The sequence below is a fragment of the Clostridium sp. genome (genome assembly GCF_032552055.1).
Classification (GTDB): Bacteria; Bacillota; Clostridia; order Clostridiales; family Clostridiaceae; genus Clostridium.
This window is the reverse complement of sequence record NZ_JAWGSV010000002.1, coordinates 17,272-38,724: the sequence shown is the minus strand read 5'-3', so window position 1 is coordinate 38,724 and position 21,453 is coordinate 17,272. Positions and strand designations below refer to the sequence as shown.

The following is a 21,453-nucleotide window of genomic DNA, read 5'->3' as shown; positions in this document are numbered from 1 at the left end:
GCTATATATAATATAATTATATATTGAACAAACCAAGTATATGGAATAGTTTTTATTAATAAAATTTGCATTATGAAGTCATAAATGTTAAAAATATCAATATTTATAAAAGAGTATATTATAACTACTATCCAATATGGTATTAATATACCGCTAAATCTTCTTGCTAAAAAGTTATTCAGCCCTTTCTTTTTATATGATAATAATAAACCATAACCACTAAGCATCAGAAATACAGATACTCCTATTCCACCTAATGGGGTAAAATATCTAATTCCGTACTTATTGCCAATATGAGAAATTACTATTAGAATAGCTGCTATACCTTTAAGTAAGTTAGTATTATACACTGATAATGCTTCATATTCTTCTTTTCCATAATCAAATATACCAAATAGTAATACACTCATTATTATTAATGATATAGAATATATTAACATCACTGTAATCCCCCCCCAATAAGTATATTAACATCTGATTTAATCAATTGTTTATATATTCATCAATTTCCGATTTCCATATTTTATAACCATTTGCATTTAAATGAACACCATCTATAGTTAAATCCGAATCCAAAAGGTCATTTTTTAGAAATTTATTATATAGATCAATATAGTTTAAGTTATTTTCTTCAGCAATCTTTTTCAATTCATGATTTGTATTAATTATGTCCTCATTAGATATTTTTAGATACTTTATTTCATTATTAATAGGCAATATACTTTGAATATATATTTCTGTACCTTTACTTTCAGACTTTATTTCTTTTATTATTTCATTGTAATTATTAATTAAATTATTTGATTCATTATTTGCTAAATCATTTATCCCTATCATTAGAAATATTTTTTTAGGTTTTCTATTAGTGATCTCACCTAATCTTTCTAAAATATCACTAGTTTTATTACCACCTATACCCCTATTAATTATTTTTTCATTATTATCAAACAACTCATTCCATAGTATACCATCGGTTAAACTATCTCCAAGCATAATTATCGAGTTATCTGGTGTTTCTAACATTGAATATATATCTTCCATCGCATTTGAACTTACTATGTTTTTAGTTTTATAATCTAAATATTTTTGTCCGAAATAACTACGTACACCTTCGTTTTTCATATAAAATAGTAATACACTTGATAATAAAACATTTAATATTATAGATATTAATATAATAACTTTATATCTCTTTTTCATTTTTATCCCCCCTGTTTTTATACAAGAGTAATAATAAAACAATTTTCATATTTAGTCAAATTTTACATTAATGTATTTACAATGAATTTATCCACTATATAACCATTAAATCAAATTTTTACAAATACAGACTTATTCTTATAAATGATTAGTTATTTATAGTTTTCCACATTTCATTGAATAAAATTAAATGTCCTTCATCAGTAGGGTGTATCTTATCAGAAGCAAGTTTTGTCAAATCATTATTTAAAGCATTAAAATTATCACAACATTTTATCTTTTCTTTAGCACACAACATCCTTATTTTATTGTTTGCTTCTATTAATTGACTCCAAGATGTTTCGTTATACTGTGATACATTTATTGTTCTGTCAACAGGTGTAGAAGTACACACTATTGGTTTAACACCCCAATATTTAGCTAGTTTAATCATTGTTAAAATATTTTTAATAGTCCACTCTATGTCTAAATGCGAACCATCAACTCTAGCATCATTAGTGCCACATTGTATTGTTACTATATCATATCCATTAGCTATATTGGTTTTTAATTGCGTGTTCATAACTGCATTAGAATTAGCTCCACCAACTCCAACATTGTTTACAATAACATCTTTGTTCAATTCTTTAAGTTTTTCTCTTAATCTTGACACCCATGAATATTTAGATACATCAGAAGCTAAAGAGCCATAAGTTATACTATCACCACAAGCTAATAGTCTATCTATCTTACCAGTCAATACATCAAACCTTTTTTCTCTATACCAAAAATCAGAAAATTTAACTGGTACATTTGAAGTTAAGGAAGCAGTTGATACATATGCTAATCCAATTAAGCCAACATTTTCATCATTCACAGTATCAGCTATACTACTAACTACAATACTACCATTAACTTTCAACTTAACACTTTGCCCTATAAATTCAATGCTAAGATTTATTGGTTGTCCAGTTTTATACAATGCTTGTGTGTTTGTTGAAATATTAGCTGTTGCTATTGCGGTTAACACACCACCTTGTTTTATCTTATATATACCAGCTTGTAAAGTATTATTATTTATCGCTCCTAAATAATATTCTCCATAATTTGTAGCTCTAAAAATTATTCCGAAAAATAAATTTCCAGTAGTAAAACTTAAATCATGACCTTTAATAGTAACTCCAACTTCCCCATCTTGTATTTTTATATTTTTATTAAATATCTTAGTTCCTTTAGGTGATAAGGAATCTAATAAAGGAACTATTTCGTTATTACCTATAGTCCAATCCTTATAGTCACTATCATTATATCCTAAGCACTTAAAGTCATTTATCCCATTAACTAAAGGAACGAACTCTATTTTTGTATTAGAATTCAACGATTGTATCTCACTCAAGTTAGACTTTTCTGCCAGTTGCACATAAGCATCTATTAATCCTTTTTCTATTTGATTTAAATTTTTAGCATTTAAAGGCGTACCTTCTTGAAGTACTTGACCTGGGTCTGGTATTAAAGTTAATGTATTATCATCATTGTATTTTGTTTCAAACGTATTAGGTTTTTCTACTATTCTATCCTTCCAGTTGATTGGTTGATAAGTCATTTGTTTCCCTCCTTCATTTGTATCCCTATGAAATTATTATTTCCATCAAAACATAAATTGAAGTTATAAATATTAATTCCTAACTCATAAGGTATGCTTATAAAATCTTCTAAATTCTCTCTATAATAGGCTTTCTTTTCTTCTAATTCCATATTAGCTGGTAGAGTTGGTATCATAGTATTATCTTCTGTTCTTAAAATTTTTCTTGTTTCTATATCGTAAAATATAACCACTAAAACGCTACCTCCTTATAAATGAAGTATTTAATATAAATTGTTATACTTTGTATCGTATAATCACTTTTTTTCATAAAATCAAAATATAGATTATTAGAATCGCACCTAGATCTTATAATGGCTACAACTCCACTTCCGTCATTCCAAGTTAAGGCTGGTAAAGAAGTATATTCATCTGCTCCATTAGCTCCATTTTGATATGAAGAAAAAGCTGGTTTATACCCTAGATTATGCTTTATTGTTATGGTCTTATTTTCACCGGTAAAATTTATTTGTGCTGTTCCTTCGGAAATTATTTTGTGTATATTATGATTTCCATCTATAATCACTACATTATTTCCGTTTTGTAATTGGAAGTGTCCATTATTTATTTTTAACCCATCTTTTGAAATTTGTGTATATGAATCAACTCCATTAAATGCAACTCTAACTTTATCTGGGTTTTGAGTTATTATACTTTTAACTTCTTCCTCTCCAACCTTTTTACTTACACTTTGCTCAATTTCACCAGCCGTTATCTTCAATTGTGAAACTTCTTTTGTATTACCAGATATATCTTTAGCCATTAATTCAATTGTTTTCTCAGTTTGCCCTATATAAGTTTCAAACTCATCATTAGAAACCTTCTGTTCAATTTTCCCGTCTAACACCTTGATTTCAGTTTTTACTTTACCTACTTCAATTGCTATGTTGCCTTTTGGTGTACTTTCTTTTTTTGCGTTTGACATTAAAGAAGCTGTATATTCTTCCTTAAGTCCTCCCGAATAAGTTAATTTTCTTTCTGTAGCAAATGTATTATAAATACTTGCATTATTTCTTATTGTTAAAGGATCACCTAAATCTAGCGAAGGATTTCCTTGCCATGTTAACACAAAAGGTATATAAGCTATTTTTGATATTTGTTCATACAGTTTATCTATTAATGCATTTGGATTTTGACAAAATATATTATCTACAATTTCATAGGAGTTATCTCCATCTCCTTTTTCCACTTCAATAGAACTGGATTTAATAATTACCTTATCTATTGTTATTAATAAATTCTCTTTATTACTTAAAGTAAAATAATTATCTCTGGTAATTTTAATTTCATTTTGTTTTAGTACATCATTAAATAAATAAGAATTTTTACTTATATTTTCATTTCCTATATAAGTACTATAATTCTGTATTTTATTTTCTACATTAAAGATTTCTAATTCACCATTTCTGCTTATACGAGAATATCCACCTGCTAACTCCGATACATATGATATAGCTTTCCTTAATGTTAAGTCAGTAAAATCAGGCTTTATTTCTACTATATAATCCGAATTAACAAATCTTGTATTTTTAAATTTAGTTCCCGCTTTATTACATATATCTTTAGCTATATCTATAAGTTTTGCAGGGAACTGTATATTAGTTTTATACTCTTTTTCAAACTTAGCCATTCTATCAGAAGTTTCTAGATTGATTAACTTCCCATTTTTAGTAACATTATCTACGATAAAATAACCTAAAGGTACATATTCTATTGTTTTATCTTCTAATTCAATTCCTATCTCTATAAAAAGTTCTTTATTTTCAAATATATATTTATCAAATTTCTTATTTTCGTTAATAAGATCTATATCTAAAATAGTCATTATTGCTGTACCTATTTCGAAATCTTCACCAGTTACTAATTTATCTTCTAGTGTATAATTTGATATATCTTCACCTTCTATAACAGTATCTCCAATTGTTATTTTACTTTTTATATATCTAGAAGGCTTTTTAATAGCATCAACAAACTTATCGGAAACACTATACACAACAACACTACCTTTCTATAAAATTCATTTTTAAACCTTGCCATTTTACTTCTCCATTAATATAAGAATAAGCAGGAGCTGTTCTATCCCCTACATACATAGTTTTTGTTGTTATTCCTAGCTGTGGGTCTGGAAAAGTAACTGTAAAAAAAACACTACTTACAGAATTAAGTAATGTTTGTATATCACCCTGGGATAATGGACCCCACTCTAAATTTAATTTCCTTTTAACTGCTATTCTATCTCTTATAAGTTCTCCATTAGCATTTCTATTAGATTCTCCATCTAAATCAGATATTCCAACTTCATATGTTTTGGGAGTAGCAATAACTACTCCTCCAATTTTTATCATAATTATTACCACTCCTTTATAAAATCAATTGACATTTTCCAGTTTGTCTCGTTATCTTATTTATTCCATCTATAGCTTTCTTTCCTATAACTGTATCTCCAATTTTAATTGTTATCTCCAAAGGTCTATCGCTACCACTTGCAGGCATTCTTCCAGATAGCTTTTCTGCCAAATCTGTTATCCATCCAGTATTATTTTCAAGGGGCATTACTACCTCTTTACCTTGTTCGCCTATTATAGAAAGTGTTGGACTATCAACAATTCCTCCTTTTGCTAGCTTAGGAATTTTAGGTACTGTTGATATACTTACACCTGGTACTTTATTAATAACTTTAATCATGGAGTTAATTCCTGATATAGCTGTGTTAACCAAATCTATTATCATATTTAATGGCCATTTAGCTATTCCGACAAGCGAATCAAATATTCCTCCAAAAATATCCTTAATTCCTTGCCAAGCTTTACTCCAATTCAAAGTAAATACACCTACAATAAAATCTACGATACCCCCAAAAACTCTTAATAAGCCTTTTGCTATATCTGATATTACTGCTATAGCTGTTCCTATGCTATCAATTATATAATTAAATATAGTAACAAAAACAGGACCTAATGTTTTAACTAAAAAGTTAACAATAGGAGATATAAATTTATTCCATATTTCAAGAGCTCCATTTGCTAACTTCATTATAAATTTCCCTAATTCTTCGACTAAACCTTTTAAGTGATTATCCCATAACCATGTCAATATCTCTAATGCATTAGTTATTATAGGTTTTATTACACTCTCCCATATAGTAACTATTATATTTTGTATACTTTCCATAAATCCTTCTAAGTTATCTAAAAGTGTTTGTCCATATTTGCTCCATAATGAAGTTAGTATAGTTCCTATATCTGTTACAACCGTATTAATAAATTCTTTTAAACTATTCCATACCTCTATAACAGAATTTTTAAACCCTTCGTTAGTTTGCCATAAATATACTATGTTACCTACTAAAAGACCTATTAATGCTGAAATAGCTACTGTTGGTAAACTTATTCCGCTTATTGCATATCCTAGAGCATAAAACGCAAGTTGCATTCCTTCTATAATTTTGCTCCAATTAGTTATTAATAAGAAACTTCCAAATGCTGATGCAATTCCTGCAATAGCAGATATTATTACTTCTTTGTTACCAACTATAAAATCTTTCATAATTTTAAATGTAGATTTTATTTTATCTGCTAACTTTTGAATCTTCTCACTAACCTCTGTAACACTAGAAAGGAAACCTCCATCTCCCATGTCTAACCCATCTAAAGGATTATTTATTCCTCCTGCACCACCCGAGCCACTACCACCACTACTGTCCGTTCCTTGGTTCAATGTGTTTATTTCATCAATGCCAGCTAATGATTTAAGAGCTTTCTTAGCTTTATTTGCACTATCTCCAGCGCTGTCTAAACTATCACCTAACCCACCGACTGCTGATGCTTGGCCGCTTATCTCTTGTGTCTGTTGTGCTACCGCTTTAGGTTTTCCAAATAAAGCGGTAGTAAACTGTGCTATAACTGAAATAGCTTTTCCTAATGCATTTATAAATGTTGTTAACGGAGGTAGTATAGCGTTGTATATAGGCAGAAATGCTTGTCCTAATGTAAGCTGAACATTCTTTAAACTTGCTATAAATTGATTATGCCTAGTTTGTGTTGTATCTGCTAATGTAGTTCCATACCTTGCATATGTCTGCTCTAAAATTGCCGCTAATCTTATTTGTTGTTGAGTTTGAAAATTTAGTTGAGCCCATGTCTTTCCATCAGCTAATTGTTTAAATGCATCAGTACTTTCTAACATAGAAACTTGTGTATAAACCCCTAAATCTTCAATAGCTTCTGTAGAGCCTAACATACCAGATCTAATTCTTTCAGCTGTATCTTCAAATGTTCTACCAGTTTTACTTGCTATTATTCCTGTAGCTTTCATTAACTCCTGCGTACTGTCTGCTACCCCTTTTGTACTTCCTTCAAAACTAGAAATTAAATTACTATATGTTGAACCATATTTATAGCCTTCTTGAATGCTCATACCATAACTTTGAGATTGAGTTTTAACCCATTCGCCAAATGACTTAGCATAATTTTGCATAGTTCTATTTATGTTATCTACAGAACTCTCAACACTCATAGCTGCCTTTGTACTTTCTTTTACTAAGGCTCCAATTCCAATAGCACCTAACGTAAATTTTATTTTACTCATTATTCCATTTACATTTTTCTGAAACCCACTAATATTCTTTTGAGCTTTATTAAGTTCTTTCTTAACCCCACTAAAATCTGCTCCACCTCTTATTAAAAGGTTTTTAACTGCCAACTACCTCACCTCCCATCATATTATTTAATATCTTGACTTGATTTAGCATTTCATTATCCGTCATTACTTTTTTATTCTTCTTAATGAACTTATCTAACTTAGGTTTATTTTTCCCTAAGAATTGAACTGTCCAAGCAGCATTTATATAAGCTAATGTTAATTTTTCTTCCGCTTCCTCTTCTCTTCTTTGTGCATAACTATTTATCATTAAAGAAAATTCATATGGTGTGTATTGCCAAAATTCTAAAGGTGATATACCACAAAGGGTAGCGAGTTTTAAACTTTCTATTAAAGAAAATTCTTCCTCACTACCCTCTACTTGTTTTTTACTTCTCCACCATCAAAAGATTCACCAAAAGCTTTAGCCATAATTTCTAGAACTTCTTGTAAATTCCCCTTTTCATCTATTAGATCCATTACTCTTGTTGGAGTTAATTTAGAATCTTCATGTACTAATCCAGCACAAATAATAGTAGCTGTTTGCTCCATTGTTAACTCTTCTAAATCAATCTTTCCTATAGGCTTTTTAAATTTCTTTTCGATATAATCAATAGCTTTCATCCCATATCTGAAATTTCTTGTTTTATCTAATTCTATTGGTGTGTACATATCTTCCCTCCTATACTCCTGGTGCTGTTAATGCTAATGTTGGTTTTCCACTCACCTTTATAGTTGATTCAAAACTTATTAAATCTTCTAGACTTGCTCCAGTTTTAAACCCAGTTACTACTCCTTTAAAGGTCCACTTAGCTTTAACTGCTTCTGGAAACTCTATTGTAAAATCTTCTACTTTCCCACTTTCAAAAGAATCGTACATTTTCTTTTGTCCATTAGCTTCAGCAATATCTAAATAACCACTTAAACTAACTTCCCCAGCATCCTTAAATCCACCTATGAACTCTCTATATCCTCCATCACTATCTAATGTAGTAGTGTCTAATGTATCAGCACTAAGTTCTATACCACCTATTTCTGTTAATCCACCAACTTTTATAGCTGATGGTGTAGATCCTATTTTTAAAACAGTTCCTAAACTTCTATTTCCCATTAACTAATCCTCCTTAAAATAAATTGTTGCGGGTACTATTCCCCTATAAACCTTCAATTGATTCTCATATATTACTTCCGTTTCTTCCAATGAAGCTTCTTGTATAAAAAAAACACCCAACTTCGTATCAGTTAAGCGTTTTATCATTTCCTTTAAATTTTTACTTTTAATATCTGCTTCACTAAAAGTTTTAGTCATTACATTTAATACAATATTACTTGTATATAATCCATCATATCCCTCTAATGTCTTCCCTTCCTTTTCTTTATAGAAATACACTAAATAAGGTGGTTTTTCACCCTCTGGAGCATTAGTTGGATAGACTTTGTTATTAAATATTTTATTTAACTCTTTAACTAATTCAGTTATCATTTCCCCAGCTCCTTATCTATCTTCTTCTGCATTTCTTCGATAATTGTTTTCTCTACTTTACCTGAGTTCTCTTCTAATGCTTTCTTAAGAAAATGATATCCAGGTATATATCTACCATTCCTAGCGAAGAAGCCATATTCCATACTAGTTGGATAATATCCTATTACCTTTCCTTCTTTATTTCTCTTTTGAAATATATCGTTTTTGGCTCTATCAAAAACTATTTGATAGACTTTTTTCCCTTTAATTCTAGACTTTTCGCCAACCATCTTTATACCACTTTTAAGTTCTCCTGTTTCTATTGGTGCTTTTGCCTTTGCATCTTTAAAGGAGATATTCATTCCTTTTCTAACAGAAGATGTTACGTGTTTTTGTGGTGTTTCTCCAAGCCTTTGAAGTGATTTATTTAATTCTTTCATTCCTTCAATTTTAACTTTCATAAACTCTCTCCTTACACATTATTTGTAATAGAATGTTTTTCTCTTGAAAGTTTATTGGTGGAGAAGTAATCTCAAAATATCTATCCCAAAACTTAACCCTCATTGCTGATGTTACCCCATCAACATATCGTATATTAATTTTATGTGTAACTTCACTATTAAGAGTTTCAGCAGAAAAGAAGTCCTTACCACTCAAAGGATATATTGCTGCTCTTATTTCTAAGAAGTCTATCCATTCTTCAATAACTTCACCATATTCATTTCTAGATTTATCTAATTTTTGTATTATAATTAGATGTCTAAACTCTCCAGAATTTATTGCATATCTACTCATAGTACCACCTACAATAAATTAACAGAGTGCATATCTAATATTGAATTAACCACTCTATTAGCCTTGTCATTATCAACTGTGTATGCTCTATTATCATACATTTCATTACACAAAATCATTAAGGCTATAGTTAAATCTTCCTTTTCATCTAAGGCTTTTTCATCTAATCCTGTATAGCCTTTTATATATGCTTTTGAAGCAGCTAATATATGACTAAATAACTTATCATCTAGTGTATGACTAACAACTGCATATTCTTTTAAATCATTTATTGTAACCTCGCTAATCTTCATTAGCTACACCATCTTTTTTCTTTTTACTTTCTACTTTCTCTACATACCCAGCTTTAAGAAGGTCTTGGAGTATAGCTTTATCACTACACTCCTTTACTTCTCCTTTGTACATAGAAAAAGCACCAGCAAAACTAACTAATGCTTTTACCTTCATAAGATCACCCCTATTATGCAGATGCCATTACTAATCTAGAAATCTTTTGCTCATTTTCTATCTTAGAATCTAACTCAACCCATCCAACTACTCCTAAAGCGTGTTGAGTAGCAAATTTTTCTCTTAACACTTGAATGTTAACATCTTCACTTAACTTAACTGCTAACCCTGACATATCCCCATAGTAAATTGCTGTTTTATCTGCTGCCATAATGTCCATATTATCAGATGTATAAACATCCTTACCAAGTAATGTATATCCCCATTTAGCTGATATATCTTTATTTAATAGATAGTTGCCATCATTATCCTTTAACTTTCTTATAGCTGTTCTTGTAGCTTTATTCATAATCCAAATGGCTCCACCTTGATAAGTGTCTGGAACTTCTTCTTGGACATCTATTAATTCATCTGCTGTTAAAGTAGTAGCACTAGCTGCAGTAACTTTTTGTTTAGCAGTACTTAATCCAGTAACCTTTTCTGTTGTTCCTTTCAACAATTCTTTCTCAATGAATCTTGCTATACTTTCAGCCATAGCAGTTACAACGAATGAAACTAAATCAAAATTAGAGTTATTTAATAATGATCTAGAAACCTTAGTTAATGCACCAGCTAAATATCCTTTTAACTCAACGCTTAAGAACTTTCCAGAAGTAGATTCTAACTCTGTAAATTCAGTCGCATAAGCTGTAGTTATTGCTGATGATGATTCATCATAGTAAGGTATTGTTAAAGTTCCACCTATATTGTATCTAGTAGCTAGTTGATAAATAGGAGATATATCATATACCTTCTTTATGATTTTATTAGCTATAGATTTAGGTATAACTGCTCCGTTGTCTCCTGATGCTAAATTAACATCTGCTCTAGTTTCTACTACTCCTCTAATATAATTAGCAAATGCTCTTTCTTCTACTTCCTCTACTTTATCCTTCTTGTGATCTACAGGTTTAAAATCTTGTAATGTTCTTTCTTCTTCAATAGCCTTTAAAGTATTATCAATTTTTGATATATTACCTTTAATTTCATTGAACTTCTTTTCTTCATCATCAGTTAATATTCTAGTTTCAGCTTTTGCACCCTCAACTATCTTATTCATTTCTAATAATAATTCTGTCCTTTGCTCTACTAAACCTTTTTCGTTAGTAGGTAATGTTCTGTATTCTGCAATTTTCTTCTTTATCATATTATTTATTCCTCCTTAAATTTTGACAAAATAAAAAAGCCTTATATTAAGACTTCTTAAGATTTTCTATTTCATTTTCATATTTGCTATAATCAATTTCTGTTCTTTGCTCTTCTTTTTTAGATTCATCTATTATTATAGCTTTAAATTCAGTTACTCTATTTTCATTTAAGATTTCTTTATCATCTCTCATTTCAATAGAAGTAGCTATATAGGCCGGAGCTCTAGTATTATCTACTATAGTAACCTCAAATAAATCTAGTTCTTCTACAGTTCTTTTCTGCTCTTCCCAATGGTCTTTTTCAGCATAAAAGCCAAAGCTCCAACCTCTTAATTGTTTATTTTTAGCCTTTTCTATAACTTCTGAATCCGTTACAGTACATATTGCTCTTAAACCTATGCTATCCTCAAATAATTCAAGATTTCCATCTGAAGTAGAGCCTAACTTTCTATTTTTATCATGATTTAATAATAAATCTACATTTTCTCTACGTTCTAAACTTCTTTGAAATGCTCCTGGTTGAATTTTCTCTACAAAACTCCCTCTTACAGAAGGTATAGGCTTACTTTCTCTGTCTACTGCATTAACATATCCATCTAAAATAACACTATCATTCCTTATTTCTATCCTCATTAGCATCACCCCCTTTCGTTTCTGTTACTTTCCCATTGATATCTGATACTTTATCAGTATTTGGAGTATAGAATTTACCTGACTTATTATCATAAAGTACATCATTTAACCCTAGTAGAATCATATCTTCAAAGAATGGTATAGGCTCTTGATTTTCTTCTGCTCTTATATCATTAACAAACATCCATTTATTCCTTAAAGCTATTTCGTAAGCTCTAAATCTCTTTTCTATGTCACCTTTTAACAATTCCTTTGCATCATATCCAAAATAAAAAGACTCCTTCTCTTTTTCTAGAAGTAAGTCCCTATTAATACTTGTTATTAAATTTGTTAGTAATGGCAATAAAGCCATTTTAAACATCTTATCAAAATCTCCGTCATTAGCTTTACCATCACCAGATATTATTGAGGGTGGTACATTAAGTATTTTGCAAATTTCAGAACCATTTGCAACCTTATTTTCATTCATCTGCATTTCTGTTGGCGTAGCTTGACTATCCTTAAAGCTTAGACCTTTATTTAGTACAACACAATTTTCTGAATTTCCTGCATACATACTTCTCCATTGTTCTTTTAATGTTGTTATAGCCTCTTTATCAAGTTTTCCTTCTGATTCAATGAACCCTTTCTTATTTCCTCCTGTCTTGCTTAAAATATTTTCATAAACTAATGAATTGTAAGCAACTGATAATAATATAGGATTTTCTTCTATGATTCCATACCCATCAGCTCCATTATCAGTATTTCTTAGCAGTCTTAAAAAATTATAAGGCCTAAATACTTGTCCATTAACTAAAACATCATAATTTTTAAAAATAGGATCTGTATTCTTATTTATGCTTAAATCTGATTCTTTCACATAATTTAAGCTAACTATTTCATTTCTAACTTTGTTAATATAAATATAGCCATTTCCCATTAACAGATAATCTCTTATCAATGCTTTTTTCATTTCAAAAGCTGTTAAAGTATCTCCAGTTTCATCATTAAGTAACTTAACTCTATTATCATTTTCTATTTTAGTAACTTTCCCTTTTTCTTTCTTCTGAAACAAATAAATAGGAACTGTTGCTACTAATGATGATATAAGTTCAACACACGCTGCTAATGTTGGTATATTTAAAGCTTTTTCTTTTGTTATATTGTCTTCTATTAATCCAGCTGCTAGAAGTAGATCTCTAAGACCTATTTCGTCTTGCTCAAGACTTACTCTTTCTTCTTTATTCTTTCTCCAAAATCTTAAATCCATCTATTCACCTCCCCTCATATCTGATATTGCTATTGTTTTATAATCTCTTCTATTTTCATCTTCACTTCTTTGGGAATACCCTCATTTACCAAAAGTTCTTTCAATACATTTATAATATCCTTGAATAGATCTATGTCTTTCAAACTTACCTGAACTTTCATTGATTTACTCTTGTCCACGCAAGTTGCATTGCCGTATGGTACTAAATAGCCATCACACTTCGCACATCTTTTCCCATCATACTTTGATATTGTGTAATGCCCACACTCTAAACATCTATAAGCAATAAGCCCCATCAAACTCACCTCTTTTAAATTACTTGAATAGTACAATCTAAAGGATTTAATTGTTCTTGTTGTAGCAAGTAAATAGCATTTATTAAAGCTACTACCATATCAACTTTACCTTCTGACTTCTTTTTGTTTACATACTTATTTTTATTTGTATCTTCTGTAACTCTAGCATTTTGAAAGTTTATTTCTAAAAGCCTATTTTCTTCATACTTAAACTTTTTACTTAATACCTTTTCTTCTAAAAATTTTGTTGGCATATGTAGAATGGAACTATGTTGCTTTATTTCAACCATTTCATATCCTGCTGCTTCTAATTTTTGAGCTGTACTTAAGGCATTCCATCTGTCATAACCAATTTGCAGTATTTCAACTCCATAATCATCCTCTAAATTCAATATAAAGTCCTCAACTTCCTTATAACTTATTACTTCATCACCGCAAGCAAAACATACACCATCTTTAATTAATTCCTTATAATTTACATTTTCTTTTTTAGATTTTAATTCTATTTTTTCACTTGGTATGAATCCCCATACCCTTGCATATATATCACCTTCATACTCTGTTACCATAGCTACTGCAGTATTGTCTCCACTCTGTGAAAGGTCAAAAGCTAAATATACCTTCTTACCATTCCAAAAGTCTTTATCAGTTTCGATTTTACATTCTTTAACCTTGGTGATTTCAATATATCCCTCTACACCTAAACCTTTATACTTGATATTATTGTGCTTACATAAGTAGTTTTCTCTTTTATTTTCATAAAGAATAGCCATGGTCCTCATATCCTTTATAGCTTCAAATATATGAGGTGTAGTTACTGCAACTGGATTAGATTGATAAATAACTAAATCATTATCCATCCACTTATCTTCTATTAATAAATCACTATCTGGTTCATATAAAAGGCTAAATCTCCTCTTATTTTCCATCAATCCATCTAATGTCTTTTTAGAAATATCAATTTCGTCTATCATAGCATTGTCATCATTAGGATATTGAGTACTTATTATAATCCCAAGTTTATTGAACAAAGTTATTTGAGAAGAACGCATAGCTTCAATAGGATAACTATCCATAGCTCCTGCTTCATCTGCTAAAAATGCATTTGCTAACTTACCATCCATTTTATCCTCTGAATAAGCAAGTGGAATGTATTCACTATCAGTTAGCAAGCATCTTACTTCACTCCTTAGCACTTTAAATATTTCATCATCAGCAAGTAAAGGGCTTGATTTAATAATTTTTCTAAGAGCAACTTTTAATTCACTAGATAACTTTAGATCTGGAGCAACTGAATAGAATCTAGAAAACTGTTTATCTGTCATTAATAAGATAATAAAAATAACAGCCGAATTGAAAGTTTTATAGTTCTTACGAGCTATCTCCAAAACTGCTGTTATGTAGTATCTTATATCTATATTTTTATCATTCTTCAACTTAGTACAAAGAACTGCAATAGTAAAAAACCAAGCATAATCTTCTAAGCCTTCATCCATGGAACAACCTAAATCAGGGTGTACCATCAATTTAAGTATTCCAGTAATTCTATTTATAGCTTTTTCATCAATATAAGCTTCTTCGTTATTTCCTTCAACTATCTCCAACCATTCTTTTGCTTGTTTCTTGACATACTTAGGAACTTTTCTATCAGTATTATTAGCACAAAACAAAGCGTATTCATAGGCTTTTGTACTCTTAACTGCTTCCATTTAGCACCCTTAATAAGGTTTCTTTCGCACTATCATTTCCAGGCTTTTTAGGAATAACTCTTAAAGCACTTGCTATAGTCATTATATTTTCTTTCTCTATGTCTAAAAGCATTTTTCTCTTAGGTTGTAATTGCTTATCTAATTCTACTATAGCTCCTATAATCTCAGAAATTGACTTAGAAAATTTTCTAGTTTCCTTAGCCATTTCTTCATCTTCAAGATATTCTTTTGATAATTCAAATTGCTCTCTTAAGTTATCAATAAGTTCATAAAGCTCAACTTTTTTATCTTCAAAATCTATACATTCAGCATAAATCAAGCAATATCTATTTATTACAGCTTCATATATTGCATCATTTTTTTCTATTTTCTTAAGGAGCTCATTGATACGCTTAAACTCTTTATTAGCTACTTTGTTTTTCCTTACTTCACTTCTGGCTTTCAGTGCAGTTCCTGTGCTTAGAGCTTTTTCTCCTTGCTCTCTAACCTTTAGTTCCTTCTTAGTTCTATGAGATTTCCCCTCACTTTTTAAAACTGAAAATGGTTTTGTTGGTGTAGGCATATTATCAACTCCTTTCTAAAAATTATTTTCAAAAGCTGATGTGGGAATATTTTATCTACATATATGGACACGTGGTGTCGGTAAGGCTCTCTCTGAAATTCATACCCCTAGGGGGGATACCTATTTACTCCTTAATCATATCTCTTAATACCTCTCTTGGTATTTGTCCACTCTCTGCTAATTCATGGTGATACTTACATACACTTATCAAGTTATCATCATCTAGTCTTAACTCATAGTCCTCTCTTAATGGTGTGATATGATGTACTTCTATATCTGTATAGTTATATTGTTTTAATGTATTGTATAGCTTTCTTATACATACTTGGCATAGTCCTTTATCTCTATCTTTTATGTGATATCTTTTCCTTTGCCATGCCTTTGTATTTCTAAACCTATCTTCTTCTGTTTTCTTATATTTATTTCTTATTGGTTTATTAGGACATATGTATTTACTATCATGTATTCTTCCACAATACTTGCAACTCTTTAACATACTTCCTTTATCACCTTATATATAATCACACTTAGTATTACTATTGCTCCTAGTCCTATGTTAATCCATATAGGTGATAGCACCCATAACCAACTCCTACTTATTACTCCTAATAGTTTTAACGTTATAAATACTATAGTTAACAAAACAACAAAACCTATTCCTTTATTCGTATTATCATTCATTTAGATCTCTCCTCAATTCTTATTTATTATTGTTTTTAAAATGAGTTTCAATAATAAACTTACATGCAAAGTCATATGCCTGTACTTTATTAAATCCACTCTTTAGCATCTCATCATATACATTCTTCAAAACACTTATTGTATTAGGTATGAATTCTAATAATAATGTTGTACTTCTCTTTAATTCATTTTTAATATTTTCTTCTTCCGCCTTTTTAATAACATCATTACATCTTTCTAGATAATCTTTCATTTTAACAACTCCTTAATTTTAAACATAATAAAAGCACCTACAAATGTAAGTGCTATCTTCCTGGTTTAAATTGCTTTCCACATTTTAAACATGTAATTATTATTTTATTCTTCCCTATCATACCTGTTGCCACTCCACCTATTGGGTTTATAAGTACCGCACCTGCAATTCCTTTTCCTAGGCTCCAACCCTTTTTATTTGCTGATAAACTTGTGCTTCCGCATCTAGGACAACATACTTCTTTATTGTTTTTTCTTTCTTCTCTAGCTTGTACATATTCGTTATAAGTTATTTCTCTTTCCTGTTGCTTTATTAATTGTTGCTCTTGCTTTATTATTTCTTTTTCTTTTAAAGCTTCTTCTCTTTTTTTTAAGCTCGCTTCATTTGTTAAAAAAGCCAACCCAAAAAGAACTATGCAATCATATATCCAACCAAACCCAAAAAGTCCAACTGTAAAAAAGTATAATACCCCTTTTCCAATTTTCTTTTCATAAAATTTATGTACTCCAAAATACCCTAGAAATAAACAAAGAAAAAATTCTATTTTATAATTATTCCTCATATTCCCACCCTCCTTACATATATTGTATATAAATAAAAAGGTGTGTGCAATATATATTTAAAAGCTAGTAAGAAACAGTTGATAGATAGCCAAGGGAGTGTTACCTCCTTTTATTTTTAATATTTTTTAAAGTTCCTTACTAGCTCCTGCAGGCATAATAAAAGGACTAGTATTTTTATTACTAATCCCTTTTACTTAATCATTTTATAAATTGCATTATATAATTCCATATTTCTTTTATAAACGCTCCAAATGAAGCCCCAGTTATAAAAACAATAAAAAATGCTATTACCTTATCTTCTATTTGTTTTATAATCTTTTTACCTAAGTACTTACAATAATCTTCAACTTTCTCCTTCTTTGTCTTTCTTAGCCTTTCTATTTCTTTTATACCTTCTTTAGTAAACATTAATTTATTATAGTATATATCGTTTATGTTAGGCTCTCTATCACTTCTAAATCCTACTTGAGTGTAGAATTTTTCATTGTTTTTATTATTTATATATCCTTTACTTATAAACAAGTTTATAAATTTATATTGTTCGTACATTTTTTCACTATAATTTGTTAATTCGCTTTTATATTCATAGCTAGTATTTCTTATAATTATTCTTTCATATAAATAATTTAATACTTCTCTTTCCTTATCTACCATATTACCCCACCCCCACTTATAATTTTATACTCTTCTGTAAATTAAGTAAAGCACCTAACATTTCTGCTAAGTGCTTTCTCTATTTTAGAGGTAAAATCTATATGGTGCATTCATCAATCCATACTACTATTATAAACCCTATAAGTATTAAAAAATTCTCATTATTTTCTCAAAACCTTCTCATTATTTTATGATATTCATAAAGTTAGCTATGTTTTCTATTATTTCTTCTCTTATTCTGTAAACTGTTGCTACTGCCATATTCATTTTTTGAGCTATTGCTATTACTTTAGCTTTATCACTATACTTTAATTCTAAGAATCTCTTACTTTCTTCATTAAGCATATTTATATTAAATTCTATATTACTTATATAGTTTTCCATTTCTCTTCTCTTAGCCTTAGTCTTCAATATTTGCTTAGTTACCTTAACTCTTTCTCTTTCTAGCTTTTCGATTTCATTTATTATCTCTTGCTCTGCATAGCTTGTACCAGTTGATGAAGTTTGAACTCTTTCATTTATACCTGGCCCACTTTGGTAAGGATCTATTCTTATATTTGTATGTCTTATATCATACTCTATAGTTTCTTTATGCTTTTCTAATCTTGCTATCTTTTCATTTAATCCAAATAGATGTTTCTTACTTTCATAATATCTATATAACTTTCCTTCTGTCTTTCTAAATAGTTCTTTATCCATCTACATCCTCCTTAATAATAAAAAATACCGCATATTCAACCTTGAATAATACGGTATTTTTATTAATTTGATGTTTGATTTTATAATCATGATATACTAAATTCTTTTTCTATATCTTAAATAAGCAGAATTTTCTTCTTTTTCTTCATGTCCACAATTTGGGCAAACTAAAACTGTTTCTTCTGGTGTAGGTGAAAAATCATCCCATTCGCAATAGTATTTATTATACTCTTTTCCACATTTATCACATATCCCAGATTTATAAAACTTATCTTTACTCATTGTTTAATCTCCTATGTTATATTTTAAAAGTATACTTCATACACTTACCATACCACAATTTGTATATTTTTCAAATACCGTACTATTCAATTTTCAAAGAACAAATTCTCTTAGTTAGTTCGCAATAGTATCAAATTGCTATTTAAATAGCCATCCTCTCTTTTTAAGTTTTCTATAATGCTTAGGTTGTCCACTTATTAAATATTCCTTAGGCACTCCCATAAGTTGTAGTGTATTCTCCATGCTCTGCTTCACATCATGGTATTCTTCAATAGCATTATCATAATCTAGCTTTATAACTGCTGTTTTAAATTCATCTAATTCTCTTTCTACTACCCTTATTTCATCAAATTGAGTTGGTTTATTATCTAACACTTTAGAATTATCAAAATCAAGATATCTTACTTCAAGTCCTCTTTCTCTATTATTCTGATAAGCTCCTGCAAAGAAGTTTATTATCAACATTGCAGCTACTAACCATATACCCACTATCAACATAATTAAATCCTCTCAAACACTTTCTTATATTCATTGTAGAACTCTGTTAGTTCTTCTACATTACAAAAGGCAAGTTTATATTCTCCATTCTCTAGCGCTACTCCTAGACCTGTTTTCGCTTGATATACACCATTTCTACCTTTTAACTTAACTTCTTTTACAACAACTTCCTCTAACACTTCTAGATCCTCAACCTTTTTGCTGACCTCAGCAATATGGTCCTTCTTTATTCCCTTTGCTAATTGCCTTGCTACTTCTTCAGCTACCTTTTTAGCATCTGCTTTAACATTAATATCTGCTTTCATATTTCTATCCATATCCTTCATACTGATTTTTATTTCTTCTGTAGGTACGCACTTAGAAGTATTCATATACTCCTTTTTCCAATTGTAATAATAAGTATCTGCACTTCTCTTAGTTATATTAAATTTCTCAACTAAATTATTAATTAAATAAGATTTAGCTCTACTCTGATTGTCTGTTAGATATTTATTAATTTCATTTATCTTTCCCATCTTTATCCTCCTAAATTAAATCCTTATATAGATATTTATCATTGAACATAAAGAACTCTCGCTCTCTCCCCTTATATTTTATTTTTCTTTCTTCATTATCTTCTTCAAGGACCTTATTTAATAACTCTACTTCTTTATAAATTCCTATTATGGTATCTTCTTTTAATCTTGTCTTATCTAATAAGTTTTCTACTATAGCATTTCTTCTTAATAAGTTATAGTTTTCTCTTATATATTCTCTTGCTACTTTAGTTTGACAGTTATCTGTCCTTCTTGCCTTCTTCATATTCCCTCCTATAGTTTTTCACAACTCCTTTTTAATGGACCATAATACACATCATCAATTTTTATAATAAAGTTTTTCTCATGTTCAAATAGGTATTGATGTATAGAGCCACATAAGAAACTATTATGTAGCTCTATGCAATCCTCCTTAAACATTACAAGTTTAAATCCTATCTGTTCCATTAGAATGGCATATCCCCATCATCCACTGGTGTCATGTCCTCCTCAAAATTCATTCCACCATTGTTAAAAGGATTATCTTCTTTTTGCTCTTGCTTACCTTGTCCTATAAATTCAAAGGATTCAACAACTACATCTGTTGTATATCTCTTAGTACCATCCTTAGCATCATAGCTACCAGTTCTAATACTTCCAGTAATAGCTATTGGTTTACCTTTAGTAAAGTATTGTGCTATTGTTTCACCAGTTTTCCCAAATGCTACACAATTTATAAAGTCTGTTTCACCTTTCTTAAAAGGCCTTGCTACTGCCATAGAAAATCTACATACTGCAGCTCCACTTCCTGCTGTAAAATTAAGTTCTGAATCTTTTGTTAATCTTCCGATAAGTATTACTTTATTCATTCCTTATACTCCTTTACATCTATCCTTATAGTGTCATTAGCTTGTCCTAGATGGTATATTAAAGCTTCTGAACCATCTTCTAATACAACTGTTGCTTTAGCTTTTATATTTAGCTTCCTAGCTTGCTTTATACCTTCTAAATTCTCATTTATTTCTTTTAAATCTTTTTCGGTTATCATTACTTATACACCTTCACTTTCATAGTTCATATTTATAAATCTATCTAATTCTCGATATCTCTCTTTATAATTTTTATTTTCTTTTACATATTCATCTATAGCCTTAATTTCTCGCTCTATTTGAGTTAGTTTATCTATTACGACACTTATATCGTCATTATCCCTTATTGATTGTTGAGGTATGAATTTAAGAGCTGTAGTAAACCCTGTACAGTAAGCTATTGATTTATACAAGTCATTATCCTTTTTATCCTTGCCTATATACTTCTTAACCTTGTATTGTCTTTCATCTGTTTCTATAAAGTAATCTCCCAGCTTAAGTTTCATTGATCTACTTCCTCCAATACTTCTATAACTCTTCTCTTAAATGTTTCAAAGTCTTTTATATCTCCAATTGAAACAACTTTATCTAATATCTCTTCAAATTCTTCTAACCACTCATTCATTTTTTAATTCCTCCT

General features: G+C 29.6%; 35 protein-coding genes. All 35 read right to left on the bottom strand.

The annotated features are described in order from the left end of the window. Positions 1-440: acyltransferase family protein (locus E6248_RS00545; RefSeq protein WP_316338900.1), on the bottom strand; the 440-nt coding region annotated here is incomplete at its 3' end. A 43-nt stretch (positions 441-483) separates the two neighbouring features. After that, a complete protein-coding gene (locus E6248_RS00540) occupies positions 484-1,200 on the bottom strand; it encodes a GDSL-type esterase/lipase family protein (protein ID WP_316338899.1) in 717 nt (238 codons plus the stop codon). A gap of 148 nt (positions 1,201-1,348) precedes the next feature. Next, on the bottom strand, positions 1,349-2,782 hold the full coding sequence (locus E6248_RS00535) for an SGNH/GDSL hydrolase family protein (protein ID WP_316338898.1): 1,434 nt from the start codon (positions 2,780-2,782) through the stop codon (positions 1,349-1,351). Next, complete coding sequence (locus tag E6248_RS00530) at positions 2,779-3,015, bottom strand: hypothetical protein (protein ID WP_316338897.1); 237 nt, start codon at positions 3,013-3,015, stop codon at positions 2,779-2,781. The genes E6248_RS00535 and E6248_RS00530 overlap by 4 nt, the downstream gene beginning before the upstream one ends. Further along, a complete protein-coding gene (locus tag E6248_RS00525; protein WP_316338896.1) occupies positions 3,015-4,814 on the bottom strand; it encodes a hypothetical protein in 1,800 nt (599 codons plus the stop codon). The genes E6248_RS00530 and E6248_RS00525 overlap by 1 nt, the downstream gene beginning before the upstream one ends. A 7-nt stretch (positions 4,815-4,821) precedes the next feature. Continuing rightward, on the bottom strand, positions 4,822-5,166 hold the full coding sequence (locus E6248_RS00520) for a DUF6711 family protein (RefSeq protein ID WP_316338895.1): 345 nt from the start codon (positions 5,164-5,166) through the stop codon (positions 4,822-4,824). Positions 5,167-5,182: 16 nt separating this feature from the next. Further along, positions 5,183-7,522 carry a hypothetical protein gene (locus tag E6248_RS00515; RefSeq protein ID WP_316338894.1) on the bottom strand — a complete coding sequence of 780 codons (2,340 nt, stop codon included), beginning with the start codon at positions 7,520-7,522 and terminating at the stop codon, positions 5,183-5,185. Further along, positions 7,512-7,730 (bottom strand): hypothetical protein, encoded by a 219-nt coding sequence (locus E6248_RS00510; RefSeq protein WP_316338893.1) that lies wholly within the window; start codon positions 7,728-7,730, stop codon positions 7,512-7,514. Before E6248_RS00510 ends, E6248_RS00515 begins: the two co-directional genes overlap by 11 nt. A gap of 107 nt (positions 7,731-7,837) precedes the next feature. Further along, the gene (locus tag E6248_RS00505) at positions 7,838-8,131 is read right to left on the bottom strand and encodes a hypothetical protein (protein WP_316338892.1); all 294 of its coding nucleotides are present in this window, start codon (positions 8,129-8,131) and stop codon (positions 7,838-7,840) included. A 10-nt stretch (positions 8,132-8,141) separates the two neighbouring features. Beyond that, entirely contained in the window at positions 8,142-8,570 is a 429-nt protein-coding gene (locus E6248_RS00500) for a phage tail tube protein (protein ID WP_316338891.1), read from the bottom strand. A 3-nt stretch (positions 8,571-8,573) separates the two neighbouring features. Continuing rightward, positions 8,574-8,942 (bottom strand): hypothetical protein, encoded by a 369-nt coding sequence (locus tag E6248_RS00495; RefSeq protein ID WP_316338890.1) that lies wholly within the window; start codon positions 8,940-8,942, stop codon positions 8,574-8,576. Further along, the gene (locus E6248_RS00490; protein WP_316338889.1) at positions 8,939-9,382 is read right to left on the bottom strand and encodes an HK97-gp10 family putative phage morphogenesis protein; all 444 of its coding nucleotides are present in this window, start codon (positions 9,380-9,382) and stop codon (positions 8,939-8,941) included. Before E6248_RS00490 ends, E6248_RS00495 begins: the two co-directional genes overlap by 4 nt. Continuing rightward, positions 9,372-9,716: a phage head closure protein gene (locus E6248_RS00485; RefSeq protein WP_316338888.1), complete on the bottom strand. Its 345-nt coding sequence runs from the start codon at positions 9,714-9,716 to the stop codon at positions 9,372-9,374. The genes E6248_RS00490 and E6248_RS00485 overlap by 11 nt, the downstream gene beginning before the upstream one ends. Before the next feature lie 8 nt (positions 9,717-9,724). Further along, a complete protein-coding gene (locus E6248_RS00480) occupies positions 9,725-10,009 on the bottom strand; it encodes a head-tail connector protein (RefSeq protein WP_316338887.1) in 285 nt (94 codons plus the stop codon). Next, on the bottom strand, positions 9,999-10,163 hold the full coding sequence (locus E6248_RS00475) for a hypothetical protein (RefSeq protein ID WP_316338886.1): 165 nt from the start codon (positions 10,161-10,163) through the stop codon (positions 9,999-10,001). Before E6248_RS00475 ends, E6248_RS00480 begins: the two co-directional genes overlap by 11 nt. 13 nt (positions 10,164-10,176) lie before the next feature. Next, positions 10,177-11,349 (bottom strand): phage major capsid protein, encoded by a 1,173-nt coding sequence (locus E6248_RS00470; RefSeq protein ID WP_316338885.1) that lies wholly within the window; start codon positions 11,347-11,349, stop codon positions 10,177-10,179. A gap of 46 nt (positions 11,350-11,395) precedes the next feature. Further along, complete coding sequence (locus E6248_RS00465) at positions 11,396-11,983, bottom strand: HK97 family phage prohead protease (RefSeq protein ID WP_316338884.1); 588 nt, start codon at positions 11,981-11,983, stop codon at positions 11,396-11,398. After that, on the bottom strand, positions 11,961-13,232 hold the full coding sequence (locus E6248_RS00460; protein WP_316338883.1) for a phage portal protein: 1,272 nt from the start codon (positions 13,230-13,232) through the stop codon (positions 11,961-11,963). Before E6248_RS00460 ends, E6248_RS00465 begins: the two co-directional genes overlap by 23 nt. A 29-nt stretch (positions 13,233-13,261) precedes the next feature. Continuing rightward, complete coding sequence (locus tag E6248_RS00455) at positions 13,262-13,528, bottom strand: hypothetical protein (protein ID WP_316338882.1); 267 nt, start codon at positions 13,526-13,528, stop codon at positions 13,262-13,264. Between the two features lie 14 nt (positions 13,529-13,542). Then, positions 13,543-15,237, bottom strand: coding sequence for a terminase TerL endonuclease subunit (locus E6248_RS00450; RefSeq protein WP_316338881.1), 1,695 nt, complete (start codon positions 15,235-15,237; stop codon positions 13,543-13,545). Then, positions 15,224-15,799 (bottom strand): hypothetical protein, encoded by a 576-nt coding sequence (locus E6248_RS00445; protein WP_316338880.1) that lies wholly within the window; start codon positions 15,797-15,799, stop codon positions 15,224-15,226. Before E6248_RS00445 ends, E6248_RS00450 begins: the two co-directional genes overlap by 14 nt. A gap of 124 nt (positions 15,800-15,923) precedes the next feature. Further along, on the bottom strand, positions 15,924-16,295 hold the full coding sequence (locus E6248_RS00440) for an HNH endonuclease (protein ID WP_316338879.1): 372 nt from the start codon (positions 16,293-16,295) through the stop codon (positions 15,924-15,926). Continuing rightward, on the bottom strand, positions 16,289-16,480 hold the full coding sequence (locus E6248_RS00435; RefSeq protein ID WP_316338878.1) for a hypothetical protein: 192 nt from the start codon (positions 16,478-16,480) through the stop codon (positions 16,289-16,291). Before E6248_RS00435 ends, E6248_RS00440 begins: the two co-directional genes overlap by 7 nt. A 19-nt stretch (positions 16,481-16,499) precedes the next feature. After that, positions 16,500-16,733 carry a hypothetical protein gene (locus tag E6248_RS00430; protein ID WP_316338877.1) on the bottom strand — a complete coding sequence of 78 codons (234 nt, stop codon included), beginning with the start codon at positions 16,731-16,733 and terminating at the stop codon, positions 16,500-16,502. A 52-nt stretch (positions 16,734-16,785) separates the two neighbouring features. Further along, positions 16,786-17,295: a TM2 domain-containing protein gene (locus E6248_RS00425; RefSeq protein ID WP_316338876.1), complete on the bottom strand. Its 510-nt coding sequence runs from the start codon at positions 17,293-17,295 to the stop codon at positions 16,786-16,788. A 199-nt stretch (positions 17,296-17,494) separates the two neighbouring features. Next, positions 17,495-17,950: a hypothetical protein gene (locus E6248_RS00420; RefSeq protein ID WP_316338875.1), complete on the bottom strand. Its 456-nt coding sequence runs from the start codon at positions 17,948-17,950 to the stop codon at positions 17,495-17,497. 183 nt (positions 17,951-18,133) lie between these two features. Beyond that, positions 18,134-18,649, bottom strand: a complete 516-nt coding sequence (locus E6248_RS00415; RefSeq protein ID WP_316338874.1) for a transcriptional regulator — start codon at positions 18,647-18,649, stop codon at positions 18,134-18,136. A 96-nt stretch (positions 18,650-18,745) separates the two neighbouring features. Next, positions 18,746-18,931 carry a hypothetical protein gene (locus E6248_RS00410; protein WP_316338873.1) on the bottom strand — a complete coding sequence of 62 codons (186 nt, stop codon included), beginning with the start codon at positions 18,929-18,931 and terminating at the stop codon, positions 18,746-18,748. 138 nt (positions 18,932-19,069) lie between these two features. Then, positions 19,070-19,429, bottom strand: coding sequence for a hypothetical protein (locus E6248_RS00405; protein WP_316338872.1), 360 nt, complete (start codon positions 19,427-19,429; stop codon positions 19,070-19,072). 2 nt (positions 19,430-19,431) lie between these two features. Then, entirely contained in the window at positions 19,432-19,944 is a 513-nt protein-coding gene (locus E6248_RS00400) for a hypothetical protein (RefSeq protein WP_316338871.1), read from the bottom strand. 10 nt (positions 19,945-19,954) lie between these two features. Continuing rightward, positions 19,955-20,230 carry a hypothetical protein gene (locus E6248_RS00395; RefSeq protein ID WP_316338870.1) on the bottom strand — a complete coding sequence of 92 codons (276 nt, stop codon included), beginning with the start codon at positions 20,228-20,230 and terminating at the stop codon, positions 19,955-19,957. A 181-nt stretch (positions 20,231-20,411) separates the two neighbouring features. Further along, positions 20,412-20,813 (bottom strand): single-stranded DNA-binding protein, encoded by a 402-nt coding sequence (locus E6248_RS00390; protein WP_316338869.1) that lies wholly within the window; start codon positions 20,811-20,813, stop codon positions 20,412-20,414. Next, positions 20,810-20,992: a hypothetical protein gene (locus tag E6248_RS00385; RefSeq protein ID WP_316338868.1), complete on the bottom strand. Its 183-nt coding sequence runs from the start codon at positions 20,990-20,992 to the stop codon at positions 20,810-20,812. Before E6248_RS00385 ends, E6248_RS00390 begins: the two co-directional genes overlap by 4 nt. Positions 20,993-20,995: 3 nt before the next feature. After that, on the bottom strand, positions 20,996-21,319 hold the full coding sequence (locus E6248_RS00380; RefSeq protein ID WP_316338867.1) for a hypothetical protein: 324 nt from the start codon (positions 21,317-21,319) through the stop codon (positions 20,996-20,998). Beyond that, positions 21,316-21,438 (bottom strand): hypothetical protein, encoded by a 123-nt coding sequence (locus E6248_RS00375; protein WP_316338866.1) that lies wholly within the window; start codon positions 21,436-21,438, stop codon positions 21,316-21,318. Before E6248_RS00375 ends, E6248_RS00380 begins: the two co-directional genes overlap by 4 nt. Positions 21,439-21,453 lie beyond the last annotated feature (15 nt).